Origin of the sequence: Danxiaibacter flavus (assembly GCF_041060425.1) — a bacterium.
GTDB classification, from domain to species: Bacteria; Bacteroidota; Bacteroidia; order Chitinophagales; family Chitinophagaceae; genus Danxiaibacter; species Danxiaibacter flavus.
Genome location: NZ_JAULBC010000002.1, coordinates 52,644 through 71,013, shown reverse-complemented (window position 1 = coordinate 71,013; position 18,370 = coordinate 52,644). Strand labels below are relative to the sequence as shown.

Genomic DNA, 18,370 nt, shown 5'->3' with positions numbered 1-18,370 from the left:
CACATCTAAAATCGTACCCGCCCGAACGTGCCGTCGGTACGGGCAGGTATCTAACATCATACATGAGATTACAACCTCCGGCCTCCGTACTTCGTACTTTTTCTCTGTGTCTGAGCACATCTAAAATCGTACCCGCCCGAACGTGCCGTCGGTACGGGCAGGCATCTAACATCATACATGAGATTACAACCTCCCGGCTTCCGTACTTCGTACTTCGTAATTCGTACTTTCTCTGCGGCGTCTCACATCTAAAATCGTACCCGCCCGAACGTGCCGTCGATACGGGCAGGCATCTAACATCGTACATTAGATTGTAACCACGCGGCGTCCGTACTTCGTACTTACGCATGTTGGGGCACATCTAACATCGTACCCGCCCGAACGTGCCGTCGGTACGGGCAGGCATCGTACACCGTACATTGTATTACATCTAACATCATACATTGTGCTATCTTTACGCCATAAATCAACTGCAACAATGGACATCAAATACAACATACTCGAAACGATAGGAAACACTCCGTTGATTAAGCTAAATAAAATAACAAAAGAGATTCCGGCGACAATACTAGCTAAAGTGGATTACTTTAATCCGGGTAATTCCATTAAGGACAGAATGGCTGTTAAAATGATAGAGGTTGCAGAAGCTGAAGGGCATTTAAAACCAGGTGGCACCATCATTGAATGCACCAGTGGCAATACCGGTATGGGGCTGGCGTTGGCCGCATGCGTAAAAGGATATAAGTGCATTTTTACGACGACAGATAAACAGAGTAAAGAAAAAATGGACATACTGAAGGCCGTGGGGGCAGAAGTGATAGTATGTCCTACGAACGTAGAACCCGATGATCCACGCAGCTATTATTCAGTTGCGAGAAGACTTGCGAAGGAAATTCCTAATTCTTACCTCTGCAACCAGTACGATAATCTTGCTAATCGTCTAGCGCATTATGAGACAACCGGGCCGGAGATATGGAAACAAACTGATGGTAAAATAACGCACCTTGTTTGTACGGCAGGAACCGGCGGAACAGTTACCGGAACTGCCATGTATCTGAAAGAGCAAAACCCCGATATCCAGATCTGGGCAATTGACGTATTTGGATCACTGCTTACAAAGTTCTTTAATACCGGCGAAGTGGACATGAATGAAGTGCATCCTTATGTTTCCGAAGGTTTCGGTGAAGATTTTGTTCCGGCTAATTATAAGATGGATGTGATAGACCGTTTTGAACAGGTAACTGATAAAGACGGTGCTATTATGGCCAGGCGCCTGGCGAAAGAAGAAGGCTTGTTCTGCGGATATAGCGCAGGCAGCTGCCTGCAAGGCTTAATGCAACTGAAGGATCAATTAAAACCAGATGATCTTGTTGTCTGCATTTTTCATGATCATGGCAGCCGTTATGTTGCTAAAATCTACAACGATCAGTGGATGATGGAACGTGGCTTTCTTGATGTAAAAACTTTTAAGGATATTGTTAGCGCGCGTGGTTCTAAAAAGCTCGTGACCATTGAGCCGGATAAAACCGTAGCTGAAGCGGTTGACCTGATGAAGAAATATGATATTGAGCAAATTCCTGTCATCAACGGCGAAGGACCTGTAGGAGCTGTTAGCGAAAGCGGCCTGTTTCAAAAATTATTTACCAATCCTGATATTAAAAGTGAACTGGTAAAAAATGTAATGGAGCAATCTTATCCTATTGTCTCATTTGATACTCCCGTAGAAAGATTAGGCAACCTCATCAATCGTGAAAACGGCGCCGTGTTAGCGAAAGATGAAAAAGGTGATCTGCATATTGTGACGAAGTATGATATTATACAAAGCCTGGCGAAGTAACGTTGTACGTTATAAGTTGTACGTGATACGTTGATTGAAGCGGAGTGAGTTAGGAGTTTTACGTGGTACGTTATACGTCGATCGGAGCGAAGGTTAGCGCCTACAGGCAGGGAATTTGTCTTCTCAATACCTGCAATTAATAAAAAAAATACGTTGTACGTTTTAACCTACCCGGGCTAAAACGTACAACGTAAAACTTATAACGTATAACTACTTCTGCTGTGTTGAATCTGCTTTTGGAGTGCTATCCTGATTTTCGATGCTCAATAGCTCTACATCAAATAAAAGTGTAGAACCACCTTTAATTGCCTGGCCGGCATCTCTATCGCCATAGGCAAGATTAGAAGGAATAAACAGCTTCCATTTGCTTCCTACAGGCATTAACTGTAGCGCCTCGGTCCAACCTGCAATAACACCGTTTACAGGAAATTCAGCCGGTTCGCCTCTGTCAATCGAACTATCAAATACAGTTCCGTCTATCAAAGTACCGCGGTAGTGAACTTTTACCCTGTCAGTCGCTGCAGGTTTAGGACCTGTACCTTGTGTAACGATCTGGTATTGCAAGCCGCTTGGCAGAGTTACTACACCAGGTTTGGCTTTGTTTGCTTCTAAAAATGCAGTGCCGGCTCTGCGCGTTTCATCTGCCTTCACTTTTTCCAGGTTCTGCAGGTAGGTGATGATTACCTGGTTCATCTGTTCCTGGGTGAATGCCGGTTTATCTTTTTTAATTACATCCTCAAATGCCTTTGAGGCCATAGCCGGATTAATATTGGTAGCGCCTTTTTCCTTAAAATATAAAGCTGTACTCATGGCGATGCAATAGCTAAGCGAATCAGCTGAAGTTTTAAAAACCGGAGCCTGTGCTGTTGTTGCCGGTTTGGCGGTAGTTGCTGTCTTGGGTTTAGTTGCAGGCTTTGTTTGTGCAGAAACAGATCCTGCAACAGAAGCCAGAACAATAAAAGAACAGATTTTATTCATGTTGATAAATTGAGTGGCGAAAATAACAGTGATTTTAATAAATAAGCCAAGCCGCTAGTTGTTTTTTGTTAAAGGCTGGCTATAAAGTTCAATGTTGCTCGCCGGAATAATGTAAATAAAGCCGCCCATAGGTCATACGCTATAATTGTACAACCCATGGGCGGTCAAATTCTTGTGTATCTATCATCTCAAATCCCGTCGGACCTCACCTTAAGCCTCAATCCTTAATCCTTACGCCTCAAACCACAAACCTCACACTTTAAGTCTCGCACCTCTGTTACTTCTCCAACACTTGCAGGGATTTTTCAATTATACCCACGCATTCTGCTATCTGTTCTTCGTTGATCAGCAGGGGAGGCGCGAACCGGATTTTATCGCCATGTGTTGGTTTAGCTAACATGCCATTGTCTTTTAATGCAAGACACAGCTCCCAGGACGCATCTTCATCTGGATGATCAATTACAATAGCGTTAAGCAAGCCTTTTCCGCGCACCAGTTTAATAAATGGAGACTTAATTGAAGAAATACCATTGCGCAAGAGCTGGCCCATTTTTTCGGCATTTTCGGCCATTTTTTCATCTTTCAGCACCTGTAAGGCTTCTATTGCAACTGCACATGCCAGTGGATTGCCACCATAAGTGGATCCGTGTTCGCCTGGTTTTATATTCAGCATTACATCGTCATCAGCAAGTATTGCACTAACAGGCATGGTTCCTCCACTTAACGCTTTGCCCAGTATTAATATATCAGGGCGAACATTTTCGTGATCGCAAGCCAGCATTTTCCCGGTGCGGGCCAAACCGGTTTGTATCTCATCTGCAATAAACAGAACATTGTATTCAGTACATAAATTCCGCACGCCTTGCAAATAACCCACATCAGGTAAAACTACACCGGCTTCGCCCTGGATAGGTTCAACCATAAAGGCCGCGACATTTTTATCCTGGAATGCTTTTTCCAGAGCAACCAGGTCGTTGTAAGGTATAAGTTCAAATCCTGGCATGTAAGGTCCGAATCCCTTGTAGCTGGATGGATCAGTTGATGAGGAAATGGCTGCCAGCGTTCTTCCCCAGAAGTTACCTTCTGCAAAAATGATCTTTGCTTTGTTCTCTTCAACACCTTTTTTGTCATAGGCCCAACGGCGTGCAAGTTTTATGGCAGTTTCCCCGCCTTCCACACCAGTGTTCATTGGCAGAACTTTGTTGTAGCCAAAATAGGATGTAATATATTGTGCGTATTCGCCTAACAAGTTGCTATGGAAAGCCCTGGAAGTAAGGGTGAGCTTCTGTGCCTGTTTTGTCAGCGCGTTAATAATACGCGGATGGCAATGTCCCTGATTTACAGCGGAATAACCACTTAAAAAATCATAATACCTGTTTCCGTCTACATCCCACACAAAAACACCACTGCCTTTTTCGAGTACCACAGGCAGTGGGTGATAATTATGAGCACCAAATTGTTCTTCCAGTTGCAGGAAATGCAATGCCTTTTCAGACATAGTATGAGTAAGCATAAAGTTTAAAATTGAATAATTGACGAATAAGCAAGAATGAAATTCCCGCAAAGGGGATTAAAAAGAGATATGGCGAAAATAAATATTTATACTACCCGCAACAGGGATGATTGAGAAGGTCAAGATTTTGGAGTAAAAAAGCCATATGATTATTCGATTGGGTGGCAAGATAGGGAAAAATGCTCAAAGCTCAAAGCGGAAAGCTTAAAACCTACGTAAAAGGGATAAGGCGTGAGGCGTGAGGCATAAGGTGTGTGAATGCCGGCGACCTGGATCTCACCTGGCACCCCAAACCTCAAACCTCCAACCTCCAGCCTTACACCTTAAGCCTCAAACCTCCTCCCCAGTTTTGGGCTTTAAGCTTTCAGCTTGAATGTGGATAACCCTCGGTCATTACAAACCTTTTTCGCATATTTGTGAATAATTTCCTGAAAAAAAGAAAATAATCTTATTGAAATTCGGCAAGGTTCACTACCTTTGCCGTCCCGAAAAAATTACGTCATGGCAAGAGTATGTCAGGTTACAGGTAAAAAACCAATTGGAGGTCACCATGTTTCTCACTCAAACATTAAGACCAAACGCCGGTTTTTACCCAATTTACAGACCAAGCGTTTCTTTTATGCAGAAGAAGACCGTTGGGTAACGCTTAAAGTATCAACTGAAGCAATTAGAACCATTAACAAAAAAGGTTTAGCTACAGTTATTAAAGAAATGAGAGCACAAGGTGCTAAAATCTAATTGAGTTAAAAGTTTAAATTGCTTATACAATGGCAAAGAAAGGTAACAGAGTTCAGGTGATCCTGGAATGTACAGAGCATAAGGCTAGCGGCCAGCCCGGTACAAGCCGTTATATCACTAAAAAGAACAAAAAGAACACTCCCGAACGTATGGAGTTAAAGAAGTACAATCCAATTTTGAAAAAAGTTACTGTTCATAAAGAAATCAAATAATTATGGCAAAAGCAGCTAAAACAGCGATCAAGACCAAAGACCAGAAGGCAGCCGCTGAAGCTAAAAACTGGACAAAAGTTATCAAGGCTGTGCGTAGCCCAAAAACAGGTGCTTACACCTTTAAAGAGGCTATTGTACACAAGGATAAAATCAAAGATTTTTTGGCTAAATAGTTTGGTCGTGAAAAGATATTCTTAAAAGCTTCCCGCAGAATTTGCCGGAAGCTTTTTGTATTTTCTTTTTGCAATGATCTGATATTGGGTTAACAAAGTCCCTTATTGCTTTGTTGCTATATATTTAACCCCAGGTAAATTACGTAAGCATGAGTTTTTTAGGAAAGCTGTTTGGTAAAAAAGAAAAGGAAAGTCTTGATCAGGGTCTGCAAAAGACCAAAGAAGGTTTTTTTGCAAAGATCACTAAGGCTATTGCCGGTAAGAGTACTGTTGACGACGAGGTGCTGGATAATCTGGAAGATGCGTTGGTAGGTGCTGATGTTGGTATCGACACTACACTGGCCATCATTGAAAAAATTCAGAGCAGGGTTGCGAGAGATAAATATGTAAATACCAGTGAACTAAACAGCTTGCTTCAGCAGGAAATTGAAAATATACTGATCGATTCTGAAGATCAGTCTTTCAGAAGTTTTGATGTGCCGCTGGGAAAGAAGCCTTATGTTATTATGGTAGTTGGGGTAAATGGTGTAGGAAAAACCACAACTATTGGAAAACTTGCCCACAATTTTAAAAAAGCGGGAAAATCTGTCATTCTTGGAGCTGCCGATACCTTCCGCGCTGCGGCAGTTGACCAGCTTACCATCTGGAGTGAAAGAGTTGGTGTTCCCATTGTAAAACAATCCATGGGCAGCGATCCCGCGTCGGTCGCTTTTGATACTGTCCAAAGCGCAGTGGCAAAAGATGCCGATGTAGTAATTATTGACACGGCCGGCCGCCTGCATAATAAAATCCATTTAATGGAAGAATTGAGCAAGATCAGGCGTGTTGTGCAAAAAGTAATTCCTGATGCTCCGCACGAAGTATTGCTTGTGCTTGATGGATCAACCGGGCAAAACGCATTGGAACAGGCGAAACAATTCACTGCCGCAACTGATGTAACATCTATCGCAATTACAAAACTGGATGGAACTGCAAAAGGTGGTGTGGTGTTAGCCATTGCCAATCAACAAAAGATCCCTGTAAAATATATTGGTGTAGGTGAGAAAATAGATGACCTCCTGATATTTGACAAGCACGAGTTTGTGGATAGCTTGTTTAAACTCAGCTGATGTAGGTCAATGTACGATGTTAGATGCCTGCCCGTACCGACGGCACGTTCGGGCGGGTACGATTTTAGATGTAATTCCAACTATAAAGAAAGTACGAGTTACGAAGTACGAGGTACGCAGGTGCGGCAGACTACATTAATGGCCGTCAATTTTCTTATGTCAGATGTTAGATGTACGGTGTACGATGTGGGGCACAATCATGTGATGACTAAGATGTGATAAGCTTGTCGCTGAAAACTATAATAAGTACGAGTTACGAAGTACGAAGTACACAGGTGTGGCAGGTTAATTTATATCTCTCTGTAATTTATATAAGATGTTAAGTATAAGATGTAATCATGCATCAACTAAAATGGGTGAAGCTGAAAGCTCATAGGTGAATGCTGATAGCTAAATCAAAATGTGGGAGGCTGAAAGCTCATAGCTAAAAGCTGATAGCTATAAAAAATTAAGGGTGCAAAGAATATGCACCCTTTTATATTAAATGGTAATAGGCTTCTATAAAGCAAATCGGAACGCTAAACCTGCGTAAAAATTAAAGTCAGTATTTGGGGTGAGGTTGAATGTTGGGTTCACATCAAATGCAATGTCTATTGGAGCTCCGGTAAATTTATAATCCAGACCAACAGTTCCTTTTAATGCAAAAAGAACATTGTCATCGTGATGATCATTGTTGTAATCATGATCATGATCACCAGTGTAAAAACCTAACTGAGCACCAGGACCAACATACCATTTTAAACCTTTTGCTCCGTTAATCGGGCCGTGCCATTCATAAATTCCTTCGAATGCTACAAAATGACTTCTGAATAACAGTGAACCTTCGAGTGCATTTGTACTATTAAAAAAGTGTTTAACGTTAAATCCGCCAATAGAGCCATCTCCAAAGTAGCCTTTTGCACCCAATGCTGTTTTATAAGAAGATGACATGTTTTGTGCATTAGCTACGGAAATGCCTGCGACAAGGATAAGGGCTACGAACAAAATTTTCTTCATAAAAACTCTATTTAGTTAATGGTGAGCGTTTAAAAATCATGCCAAACTTAAAATTTAAAAGGTATACCTGATAGCAATTCCTCCGTAAGAAGGACTAAAACCATTGCTGCCTATAAGCGACAATGAAGGTTGCCAGTCCGCACTTAAATTGAGCGGAAGATTTTTGAATTTATAATCCATACCAATAACACCATCTATTCCAATGTCAGCCTTGCTACCCGAATCTTTTGCGTAAGAATTGCTCCAGCTTCCGACATGCACACCCGGACCAACATACCATGAAAGTCCCTCCACATCAAAATCATAAAAATGAAACTCATACAAGCCAACAAGTCTGTATCCCCTGTTCCAGAAATTGGCTTGCGCCTCAATTGCATTTTTTTCGGTAACAAATTTTTTATAAGTAATGGATACGCCGCTTAAAAACTTCAATCCAATTGCCTGATCGTAGGCCGGTTGTTCCTGGCTATAGCAGTAGCTGCAGATTATTACACCAATAATAGCGCTTACAATCTTTTTCATCGAGAGAATCATTTTTCTCCCAAACGCAATAATTGAGCCTATAGTGCTGATGTTATCAAATTGTTGCGCACGTGCTTTTTATGCACATGAGAAGAACGGAATGTGTTTTAACTTTTCTTATTTGAGAATGTTTTTTATGGTTTTTTTGTGGACTAATGAGCTTAATTTTATAGTAACTTATTACTTATGAAGTACACCAACCTGGTTTTGTTTTTTTGTGTCAGTGGTTTTTCTATAATGGTGAACACTGGTTGCAAATCCTCCGAGGGAAAAAGTTTGGCTGATGATAAAATAGACGCGACTATCTCATGTACATCTAACGGACTAACGGTTAAAGACAGCACACTATATATGAATGGAGGTGGCAAAGAATTTTTGCCAACTGTTCTTAATGAAAAAAAGCCCGCAACGGAAGCGCCTGCCAACATGGTTTGGATACCGGGTGGTGAGTTTAGCATGGGTGGTGTAAATCCTGTTGGAATGGATGACGGCGGCAACCAGGCGATGAATGATGCAAGACCTGTTCACAGGGTATATGTAGATGGCTTTTTTATGGATGCATCAGAAGTAACCAATGCAGAATTTGCAGCTTTTGTGAAAGCGACAGGCTATGTTACCATTGCTGAAAAAAAGCCAACGAAAGAAGAGTTTCCCGGTGCAACTGAGGAAAGCCTGGTAACAGGTTCTGTGGTGTTTTCTCCTCCTACGCATGAAGTGGCACTGAATGATCATTTGCAATGGTGGTCCTATGTAGCCGGTGCGAACTGGCGTCATCCGCTTGGTCCTAACAGCTCTATTGAGGGAAAAGATAATTATCCCGTTACACATGTTTCTTATGAAGATGCCGAAGCTTATGCAAAATGGGCCGGTAAAAGATTACCTACAGAAGCAGAGTGGGAGTTTGCTGCACGAGGCGGAAAGGCTGGTGAATTATACACGTGGGGAAATCAGTTTAAACCGGATGGTAAATGGATGGCAAATATTTTTGAAGGTAAGTTTCCAACAAACGATCTTGGCTCCGATGGATTCAAAGGCATTGCTCCTGTAAAGCAGTTTGCTGCGAATAGTTATGGATTATATGACCTGGCCGGGAATGTATGGGAATGGTGCAGTGACTGGTACAGGCCGGATTATTATGGTGAGCTCGCTAAACAAGGCATAGCAAAAAATCCTAAAGGTCCTGCCGGTTCTTTTGATCCTGATGAACCTAATGCAAAAAAGAAAGTGCAACGTGGCGGATCTTTTTTATGCACCGATCAATATTGTACAAGATACATGATAGGAACAAGAGGAAAAGGAGAGTGGAGATCAGGAAGTAATCACATTGGTTTTCGCTGCGTAAAGGATGTAAGACTATAAATAAAGATTAAACTGTTCTTAAATAACTCTGTAAGCAAAAATGGAATGTTTCCTGTTAACATTCCATTTTTTGTTCCTTGGAAAGGAGCTCTTCGAGCTGGTTCATCAGCTCAATAAGTGTGTTATCTTTTAGACGATTGTATAAGTAATTGTCAACAATTCTGTCTGTCCATATGATGTAAGTAATACACTTTAAGATTGAAGCAAGTGATAGTTTGTTTTTAAAAATATAATTGGTGAGTGAGTTGTTATTATTCGCAGCAAGTTGAATAGCCATATAATCATTATCGGCCAGATCATACTCACAAAACAACGTAATAAACTCGTCAATTATTTTCCTGTTTGACTTATAAGCTGTATCATTTAAGGGATATTTCCTATTATATCTGATAAGCTTTCTTAAGCCTTCGGATTGATATTTTGTTAAATTTTCGTTCAGCACCGGATTCAATTTTTTAGGATGGTTAAGGCAAATGATTTAACGATAGAACATTGCATTTTGGTAATACTAACTTCATTTTTCATCGAAGAATACAGGCCTTAACTAAAACGTTTTTTTGGGCGGTACGAAGATACTTTGCGCATCATAAAGCAAATTGACATTGATCAATTTTATAGTATTTTTAATAGACTGTTTAAGAGGAATTAATTCACATAAGAAAGGCTTAAAGTGGATTTTATCATGAATGATGAACAATAAAATACAATGATTTCAGACATTTGTTTTTATTGTTAAGTGGCTTTAACAATTTGATAAGAGTTTTGCGGGATTCAACAATGTGTAGCATGAACATATAAGTTGTATGTAATTATACAATCGATGAAAACATCTAACAGTTTGCTTTAACGTTGTTTCTATATATTGTATTGCGTTAGCTCCAATGATTCTGCTTATCTTTGCACCCAATTTAAAATTTTGCTCACCCTGCAAGTGAGTCCATATTGTTTAATGGAATATTGCTTTAGTATTTAAAGTGATATCTGAAATGTTTATTTATGGCAGTATTACACAACCGTGTTTCTAACGAGGAACTGAAGAAGCGTTTATTGGAAGAAAAAGAATCCAGGACCACCATTAGTTTTTATTGTTACTTCCACATTCAAAATCCACAGGAGTTTCGTGATTATTTGTACAAACATTTGCACACATTAAAAGTGTTTGGTCGCATTTATGTCGCTAAAGAAGGTATCAATGCGCAGATCAGTGTGCCGTCTGTCAACTTTGATCTGCTTAAAGAATTCCTATATTCTATAGAAGCTTTAAACGGACTACGGTTAAATATTGCAGTAGACGACGACGGGAAATCTTTCTGGGTGCTAAAGATTAAAGTGAGGGAAAAGATAGTTGCTGATGGTATAGATGATCCATCTTTTGATATGGACAATAAAGGGAGGTATGTAAACGCTTCGCAGATGAATGAGTTGTTAAAGAATGATGATACAATCGTCATCGACATGCGCAATCACTACGAATATGAAGTGGGACATTTTGAAAATGCAGTGGAAATTCCATCAGATACATTCAGGGATCAATTACCTATGGCAGTAGATATGCTGCAAGGCAAAGAAGAACAAAATATCATTATGTACTGCACAGGTGGCATCCGCTGTGAGAAGGCCAGTGCTTATATGCTGCATAAAGGATTTAAGAATGTTTTTCACCTGGAGGGCGGTATTATTAACTATGCCAAGCAAATAAAAGAAGAAGGGCTCGACAGCAAATTTATCGGAAAGAATTTCGTGTTTGATAACAGGTTGGGAGAGCGGATTACAGAGGATGTAATCGCTCATTGTCATCAATGTGGCAAACCTTGCGATACACATACCAATTGCAAAAATGATGGCTGCCATTTGCTGTTCATTCAATGTGAGAGTTGTGCAGCTGAACATGATGGCTGCTGCAGCAAAGAATGCCAGGAAACTATTCACTTGCCGGTAGAGCGTCAAAAAGAAATTCGCGAGGGCATCGATAAGGGCAGAAATATTTTCAATAAATCGAAGGCAAGGCTAAGACCGAAGTTGAGTGAATTGAGAGGGAAAGAGAGTCAAATAGTGAAAGGTGAGAATAGTCAATAGTGAATGGTGAATAGTGAAAGGTGCATCTTCGCAAGTGATTTGCTAAACTTGCTTTTTGCAAACTGAAACGTTGTAAATAAATTATTGATTGAATTGGAATAGGTTCAACTTGTAATTAAAAAGGTCAAAAGCCTGAGAGTTATCTCGCTTTTGACCTTTTTTATTATCTGCCAGTGAACAATGAACCGGCTTAAATCTTTCACTATTCACTATTGACTATTCACTTTTCATATTTTAACGCCGTGGTTCGTGTCTCACGAACCGTCATTAATTGTTTTGCGGGTTATCCATTACGAAATTAAAAAAAAGGTTGACTTGTGGTTCGTGAGACACGAACCACGGCGCATGAAATTAATCATACACATAAAAAAGGTCAAAAGCGTGAGTTACCTCGCTTTTGACCTTTTTATTACTTGCCTGTGAACAATGAACCAGCCTAAACCTTTCACTATTCACCATTGACTATTCACTTAGGTGACCTGCCAGTGAACAATGAGCCTGCCTAAACCTTTCACTATTCACCATTGACCATTCACTATTTCCAATCCAACACCACCATCACTGGATAATGATCTGAAGGATACTTGCCATGATAAGTATCTGTTAAGATCCCGTATTTGTTTACAGCTAAACCATTTGAAAGGAAGATGTGATCAATGATCTCGTTGCTGTTTACACTATGCCCGAAAGCGTTGAAAGAACCGTTGTTGACATAAGGATTCTTAGCAAGTTTTAAGGCATCGTTCAGGAAGCCTGACTGAGCAATATTTTTGTACCACTCAGAATTATGACCTCCGTTAAAGTCTCCGGTAAAGATCACTGTATTTGATCCGGCGATGTCTTTTATTTTTTTCAGAATCAGCTTGCTGCTTTCAACCCTTGCCTGCACGCCCTGGTGATCAAAGTGTACATTGAAGAAATAGAAAGTCTTTTTTGTTTGCTTGTCGTTCAGCTTTACCCAGGAACAGATCCTGTTCAGTTTAGCATCCCAACCCGGACCGGGTTTTTCAGGTGTTTGAGACAACCAGAAATCTCCTTTATCCACCAAATCAAATTTGTCTTTTTTGTAAAAGATAGCCGAGTGTTCGCCTTTGGTTTCTCCGTCATCACGTCCACGACCATACCATGAATATTCAGGTAACTGTTTTTGAAGATCTTCCAGTTGGTTTTGCAGGCCTTCCTGCGTACCAAAAATGTCAAAGTCGTGAAAGGCAACCAATGCGCCGATAATTGGGGCGCGGTTTACCCAAAGGTTGCCGCTGTCTCCTTTATTGTCGTATCTCAGGTTATAAGACGCCACTCTCAGCGTTTGTGCGTGCACTACAATCACCAGCACGCAAAAGGTAATTAAGCTAATACATTTTTTCATGTCGAATCGTTTGGTTTTTAGGTTTCAGGTATCAGGTATCAGGTGTCAGGTAGCTGTCAGCTTTTAGTTATCAGCCATCAGCAATAAAATGCTATCCCGGACATCTGATACCTTTTCCTATTTATAAATTATAGAACAATCTTCTGGCGCGGCAATTATTCGTACTTCGTACTTCGTAATTCGTACTTAAATCACATCGTACATCTAACATCGTACATCCTACTGCCATCCCGGGTTCTGTCCCAAATTCGGGTTCATCAGCCTGTCATTTTCCGGTATCGGGTAAAGATAATTTTTATCTTCAAATACTCTCTGAACATTTGTCAGCCAGGTAAGTTCACCATATGTATCGTGAGAAAGTCTTTGCGGATTCACCCCGCCGCTGATCGTTTCTGCTACGTTGATGTACGTAACGCCTGCAACCTGCGTCGCCGGTTTTGTTTTGTAGAAGCAAACATCCAGTATGCCATCGCCGTTCAGGTCCATCGGAACATCCAGTGCAGGTACATAGAAACCATTCCATGTTTGCTGCATCAGGTTACCTTTTGCCCATCTTACAATGTCATAGTAGCGCAAACCTTCAAGCGATAATTCAATACTGCGCTCACGACGGATCTCTAACAATGTGGGGTCAGAAATTTCAGGGAAATAATTTGCCTTCAGGTATGGATCTGCCATAGTTGGTTTGGCGTCTGTGCCACCCGTAATGCCGGCTCTTTTACGAAGCGCACCAACAGTTTTGGACCAGTCTTCATCTGTCAGCTGGTTCAGTTCTGCTTTAGCTTCAGCATAGTTCAACAGAACTTCAGCATACCTGATCATTGAGATGGAATTCTCATTGCGCGTACCGCCATCATAATAGGTGTCGTCAAGGCACCATTTAATAGGCTGATATCCGGTATAGGTGTAAGAAAATACAGGAGGGGCAGGCTCTGCAACACCGCCATTGATCCTTTTGTAATCACCCATACGGATGGTTTGCTGCAAACGCAAATCCCTGCCCTTCACTTCATCAACAAACGGCATTGTTTCATAACCCGCTTTAGACGTAAAAGGTGTTCCGTCAATATTCAAATAGGTATTGACAAAAGTTCTTGTAAAGCTTAATCTGGCACCATAAGTAGCGCTGGTCCAATACCAGTTAGCGTCATTGTAAACTGCCAGGGAAGGATCAACAACAGAGGCAATGATAATTTCAGATGAAACAGGCGTCTTGTTAGTAAACAATTGCCTGTAAGACTTATCGTTTCCTTGCGCTGTATTCAGGCTAAAGCCGCCTTCTGTCATTACCTTTTGAGCTGCAACTATAGATTCATTCAACCATTGTGCAGCACTGCTTTGTAACTTATATTCAGAATGATATTTTCTGAATGTGCCTTCAAATAAACATACTCTCGATTTAAAAGCGTAAGCCACATACTTTGTAACAAGGCTTCTTGTTTTGTCATCAGTAGCTTTTATGTTTTCGCAGGCATAGTTCAGATCTGCCAGCACAGAGTCCATTACAAGCGTTCTTGGATCGCGTGGCTTGTATAAAGCTGAGTCGGTAACACTCATGGTTTTGCTATACCAGGGCACATCGCCAAAACGTTTTACTTTATCAAAATAGAACCAGGCCCTGAAGAATCGTGCAATGGCGGTATAATTTTTCTTTGCATCATCCGACACTTTAGATGCGGCCGTGTTTTCGATAAAGTAGTTGATGTTGCGAAGATCGGTCCAGGTCCAGCCGCTGCTTTGGCGCGGACCATAGGCGCCCGGTCTCAGAAAATCCGGCACCTGCGTTCTTGCCAGGTAATCAGTCATTTCATCGCCTCTTATTAGCGAGTTCGCATCGGGCAATATGTTGTAAAAAGAATTTGTATATAATTCCAAACCTTTCTCACTTCCAAACACAGCGCCGTTTGATGCAGTTGATTCGGGAAGCTGGTTAAGCTGTTTACTGCAACTTATAAACGTTATACTTGCAGCCAGCCAGAACAAATATTTTTTCATCCTTGAATGATTAATTTTTTATGAATTGGAGTGAACGTTTTTATCATCGACTTCATTAAGACTGACATCATTCGGCTCCTTTTGCTATTTATAATCCGATCGTCAGTTTTAGAATGTAACAGACAAACCTATTGTCACACTTTTCAACAGCGGATAGTTGTTTCCATTGCCTGAGCCGCCAGTAGTCAGCACCATGTCAGATCCGCCTGTGTTTTCCGGATCAAGATCTTTGGTTACCTTATACAGCGGAGACCATGAGAACAGGTTTTCTCCGGAGATATAAACCCTTGCATTCTGCATTTTTATTTTGCTGATCAGTCTTTGTGGAAGAATGTACCCCAACTGAATGTTCTTGATTCTTGTATAAGCAATATTCTGCAGGTATTTTGTCTGTTTGGTAGTTAACTCACCACCACCTGATTGCGCTGAATAGCCACGATATCTTGGGAAGTATGTATTTGGATTTTCTTCGGACCAGATATTACCAAGCTGCGATTTTGGAAGCAGGTTATAGGGCCTGTTATATTGACCCCAGAAAACGTCCGCTTCACTACCAGGCCACCATTGCTGCTTGCCAACACCCTGAATGAATGCGCCAAAAAAGAAGTTGTTCCAGTCAAGATCAATATTAAATCCATACAGATAGCGGGGAGTGTTGTTACCGATGATCACCATGTCACCAGGACTGCTTACCCTGTTATCACCATTATTGACAACGCCGTCACCATTAACATCTTTAAACTTGATATCACCTGGCAACCACTGGCCACTTGTTGAAGCTTTAAACAGTTTTTGTTTGGAAGCTTCGGCAATGTTATCTTTTGTGAAGAAGCCATCTGTAACGTATCCCCATATTTCGCCAACTTTTTGTCCGGCGTAGTAGTCAGATAATTTCTGCTCGGGGTTATTGTATTTGGTAACTTCTGCTGTATAGTCAGACAATACCGCCCTGAAAGAGTAGTTGAATGGTTTTGATGCCACCATAAAGTAATCTTTCCATGTTGCAGAAAGTTCCCATCCTTTTGTTTCCAGATCAGCATAGTTTCCTTTCGGTACATCTGTTCCGAATACAGCAGGCAATGACATACCAACAGTAAACATGCCTGTCGTTTTGCGGATATAAGCATCTCCGGAAATCTTCAGCTTATTACCAAACAATGCCAGATCAAGACCGATATTCTCAGTTGTTGATTTTTCCCAGGTAAGACCGTCGGGAAGTACGTTTGGTTGACTGGTTTGTTGTGGACGAACACCATTCAAAACGCGACCGGACTGACTGATGTTGAATTTTTCCTGGAAAGCATAAGAGCTGATATTACCGTTACCCAGTGAACCGTACGATGCCCTTATTTTCAGATCAGAAATAATTGACGGATTAACCTTCCAGAATCCTTCTTTAGATACGCGCCATCCACCAGAAACTGAAGGGAAGAATGCGTAACGCTGGTTTTCAGGGAATTTGGAAGAGCCATCATAACGTCCGTTTACTTCCAAAAGATATTTATCCCTGAACATATAGTTCAAACGGTAGAAGCCGCCCATGATGGCCCATTTTTCCCAACCACCTTGTGTAGTGATTGCCTGGCCCAACGCGAGGTTAATATCATGTGCATCTTCATAGATCAAACCATTTCTTTGAGCCATCAGGTTTTTATAAGTCGATTGCTCATAGTTGAAACCAGCCATTGCTTTGAAATAATGGTCACGGTTCAACCTTGTTTCGTATTCGCCATAAATGTTGGTAGCGAGGTACTGTGTTTCCTGCGTAGTATTCTGGATATCATTTGTATTGGTACCAACATATTCAATTATACCCGGCTTTCTGCTATAAGGAACAGGAACGCGGATCTGGTTTTGATCATAGCTGGTATTCTGGAAAGTAAAGTCGCCTTTAATACGCAATTTGTCTTTCAGGAAAGATGATGTAAAACCAGTTGTGTTTTTAATAATGCGCCTGTTCATATCAATACCATTCTTACCGTAGAAGAAATCTCCAACGGTATAAGCGGCAGAGTAGGAGAGTGTACCATCAGGGTTCAACAATGGCGCCATCGGGTGACCTTCATCCGCGATGTTTCTCCAGATGCCTCCACCTTCACCCACGTTCAGCGGGTTATGATACAACATGCTTGAATAGTCTGTGTTGTTATCAATGCGCAGCCACGGATAAACCTGGATAGAACCTTTAGCACGCAGGTTATACATTTTGTAATCATCTGTATTGTAGCGGAACAAACCATTCTGACCAAAATAGCGGCCAGTTACATAAAAACTTGCCTTACCGCTGTTCCCGGAAAGTGATAAGTTTTGTTCTGTTGCGCCTGTGTGTTTTTTGTACAACAGATCATACCAGTCAGTGTTTTCGTAATACACATATTCACCGTTTGTGTTCACGTCTGTTTTAGGCAGACTTGGATCTTTAGATCTTTTTTCAAATTCTGCAAGATAGTCCTGTGAAAACTTAACTGTTTTATTTACGTTCTGCGGTGTTTGAGAATAGTCGTTCCATGCTGTCCATGCTTCATTAAACATCTTTGAATACAGGTAACCATCACTCACCATATCAGGTACTGTAGTTGGTGTTTTAGATGAATAGCTGGATGAGTAAGTAATACTGAATCTGTCTTTAGTAGGATTTTTTGTCGTGATCAGCACAACACCAAAAGCACCTCTTGCACCATAAATAGCTGCAGAAGATGCGTCTTTCAAAACGGATATGCTTGCAACATCGTTGGGGTTGATCATGCTTGGATCGCCCTCAACACCATCAATCAATACAAGTGCATTACCGCCCTGTCCGATAGAAGTCGTTCCTCTCACATTGAACTTAGGGGATTGGATTGGCTTACCATCACCCATAACTATATTAAGGTTAGGAACCACTCCCTGTAAGCCTTGTGTAAGGTTAGGAACCGGCCTGTTCTCCAATGCTTTGCCGGTAACCTGTTCAACAGCGCCGGTAAGGTTTACTTTCTTTTGTGTACCATAACCAACCACAACAACATCATTCAATGCTTTGTCTTCTTCTTTTAATTTTATTACAAGAGAAAACGTTGTGCCTGATTTTAGTTCATAACCTTTCAGTGTTTGTGTTTCATATCCTACATAAGAAAAGGTAAAGCTGTAGCCATTGCCGGGAGGCAGTTTGTTAAATACAAAAGTTCCCGATGTGTCTGTTTGTGTGCCGGCAGTAAAACTTGTTTTACTGTTCTGTACAACAACTGTTACGCCTTGCAACGGAGTTCCTTTTTCAGTCCGGACAATACCGGTTGCATCCATTCTTGTTTCCTGCGCGTAAAGCAGGGCAGGAGTAATAAGATTTACCAAACACAGGTAGAATAGTATCTGCCTGTAAACTTTCATTTTTTTCATACTCAGTTTTCTTTAGTTTGTAAAAAGGGATTACATCCACGTGTATATGCACATGGCCAGGTTTTAATCTGCTTTGTTGTATGATTTAATGCTGATTAATGTGTTTCAATAATCATCCGTT

The 18,370-nt window shown here is 41.1% G+C and carries 15 protein-coding genes; 7 read left to right on the top strand and 8 right to left on the bottom strand.

Going from position 1 to position 18,370, the window contains the following annotated elements; genetic code table 11:
* The first annotated feature begins 478 nt into the window (after positions 1 to 478).
* A complete protein-coding gene (locus QTN47_RS06035) occupies positions 479 to 1,837 on the top strand; it encodes a pyridoxal-phosphate dependent enzyme (RefSeq protein ID WP_369328438.1) in 1,359 nt (452 codons plus the stop codon).
* A gap of 210 nt (positions 1,838 to 2,047) precedes the next feature.
* On the opposite strand, the gene bamJ is transcribed toward QTN47_RS06035, so the two are convergent.
* A complete protein-coding gene (gene bamJ, locus QTN47_RS06030) occupies positions 2,048 to 2,815 on the bottom strand; it encodes a BamJ family beta-barrel-assembly machinery protein (protein ID WP_369328437.1) in 768 nt (255 codons plus the stop codon).
* 277 nt (positions 2,816 to 3,092) lie between these two features.
* Entirely contained in the window at positions 3,093 to 4,328 is a 1,236-nt protein-coding gene (gene rocD, locus QTN47_RS06025; RefSeq protein ID WP_369328436.1) for an ornithine--oxo-acid transaminase, read from the bottom strand.
* 501 nt (positions 4,329 to 4,829) lie between these two features.
* On the opposite strand from rocD, the gene rpmB reads away from it, so the two are divergent.
* The 4 genes from rpmB to ftsY all read left to right on the top strand — a co-directional run bounded on the left by rpmB (position 4,830) and on the right by ftsY (position 6,560).
* A complete protein-coding gene (gene rpmB / locus QTN47_RS06020) occupies positions 4,830 to 5,066 on the top strand; it encodes a 50S ribosomal protein L28 (protein WP_369328435.1) in 237 nt (78 codons plus the stop codon).
* A 29-nt stretch (positions 5,067 to 5,095) separates the two neighbouring features.
* Positions 5,096 to 5,278: a 50S ribosomal protein L33 gene (gene rpmG / locus QTN47_RS06015; protein ID WP_369328434.1), complete on the top strand. Its 183-nt coding sequence runs from the start codon at positions 5,096 to 5,098 to the stop codon at positions 5,276 to 5,278.
* Positions 5,279 to 5,280: 2 nt separating this feature from the next.
* A complete protein-coding gene (locus tag QTN47_RS06010) occupies positions 5,281 to 5,451 on the top strand; it encodes a DUF4295 family protein (RefSeq protein WP_369328433.1) in 171 nt (56 codons plus the stop codon).
* A 149-nt stretch (positions 5,452 to 5,600) separates the two neighbouring features.
* A complete protein-coding gene (gene ftsY, locus QTN47_RS06005) occupies positions 5,601 to 6,560 on the top strand; it encodes a signal recognition particle-docking protein FtsY (RefSeq protein ID WP_369328432.1) in 960 nt (319 codons plus the stop codon).
* A 498-nt stretch (positions 6,561 to 7,058) separates the two neighbouring features.
* Here the strand turns inward: ftsY and QTN47_RS06000 are convergent, their stop codons facing one another.
* Together QTN47_RS06000 and QTN47_RS05995 are read right to left on the bottom strand one after the other, a co-directional pair.
* The gene (locus QTN47_RS06000) at positions 7,059 to 7,556 is read right to left on the bottom strand and encodes a hypothetical protein (protein WP_369328431.1); all 498 of its coding nucleotides are present in this window, start codon (positions 7,554 to 7,556) and stop codon (positions 7,059 to 7,061) included.
* A 54-nt stretch (positions 7,557 to 7,610) separates the two neighbouring features.
* Positions 7,611 to 8,078, bottom strand: a complete 468-nt coding sequence (locus QTN47_RS05995; protein WP_369328430.1) for a hypothetical protein — start codon at positions 8,076 to 8,078, stop codon at positions 7,611 to 7,613.
* Between the two features lie 186 nt (positions 8,079 to 8,264).
* On the opposite strand from QTN47_RS05995, the gene QTN47_RS05990 reads away from it, so the two are divergent.
* Positions 8,265 to 9,437, top strand: a complete 1,173-nt coding sequence (locus tag QTN47_RS05990) for a formylglycine-generating enzyme family protein (protein ID WP_369328429.1) — start codon at positions 8,265 to 8,267, stop codon at positions 9,435 to 9,437.
* A 55-nt stretch (positions 9,438 to 9,492) separates the two neighbouring features.
* On the opposite strand, the gene QTN47_RS05985 is transcribed toward QTN47_RS05990, so the two are convergent.
* Positions 9,493 to 9,879 (bottom strand): hypothetical protein, encoded by a 387-nt coding sequence (locus QTN47_RS05985; RefSeq protein WP_369328428.1) that lies wholly within the window; start codon positions 9,877 to 9,879, stop codon positions 9,493 to 9,495.
* A 554-nt stretch (positions 9,880 to 10,433) separates the two neighbouring features.
* Between QTN47_RS05985 and trhO the strand changes: the two genes are divergently transcribed.
* Complete coding sequence (gene trhO / locus QTN47_RS05980; RefSeq protein ID WP_369328427.1) at positions 10,434 to 11,513, top strand: oxygen-dependent tRNA uridine(34) hydroxylase TrhO; 1,080 nt, start codon at positions 10,434 to 10,436, stop codon at positions 11,511 to 11,513.
* Between the two features lie 535 nt (positions 11,514 to 12,048).
* Here trhO and QTN47_RS05975 read toward each other — a convergent pair.
* The 3 genes from QTN47_RS05975 to QTN47_RS05965 form a co-directional block, all read right to left on the bottom strand.
* Entirely contained in the window at positions 12,049 to 12,882 is an 834-nt protein-coding gene (locus tag QTN47_RS05975) for an endonuclease/exonuclease/phosphatase family protein (protein WP_369328426.1), read from the bottom strand.
* 219 nt (positions 12,883 to 13,101) lie between these two features.
* Positions 13,102 to 14,877 (bottom strand): RagB/SusD family nutrient uptake outer membrane protein, encoded by a 1,776-nt coding sequence (locus tag QTN47_RS05970; RefSeq protein WP_369328425.1) that lies wholly within the window; start codon positions 14,875 to 14,877, stop codon positions 13,102 to 13,104.
* Between the two features lie 108 nt (positions 14,878 to 14,985).
* Positions 14,986 to 18,249, bottom strand: coding sequence for a SusC/RagA family TonB-linked outer membrane protein (locus QTN47_RS05965; protein WP_369328424.1), 3,264 nt, complete (start codon positions 18,247 to 18,249; stop codon positions 14,986 to 14,988).
* Positions 18,250 to 18,370 lie beyond the last annotated feature (121 nt).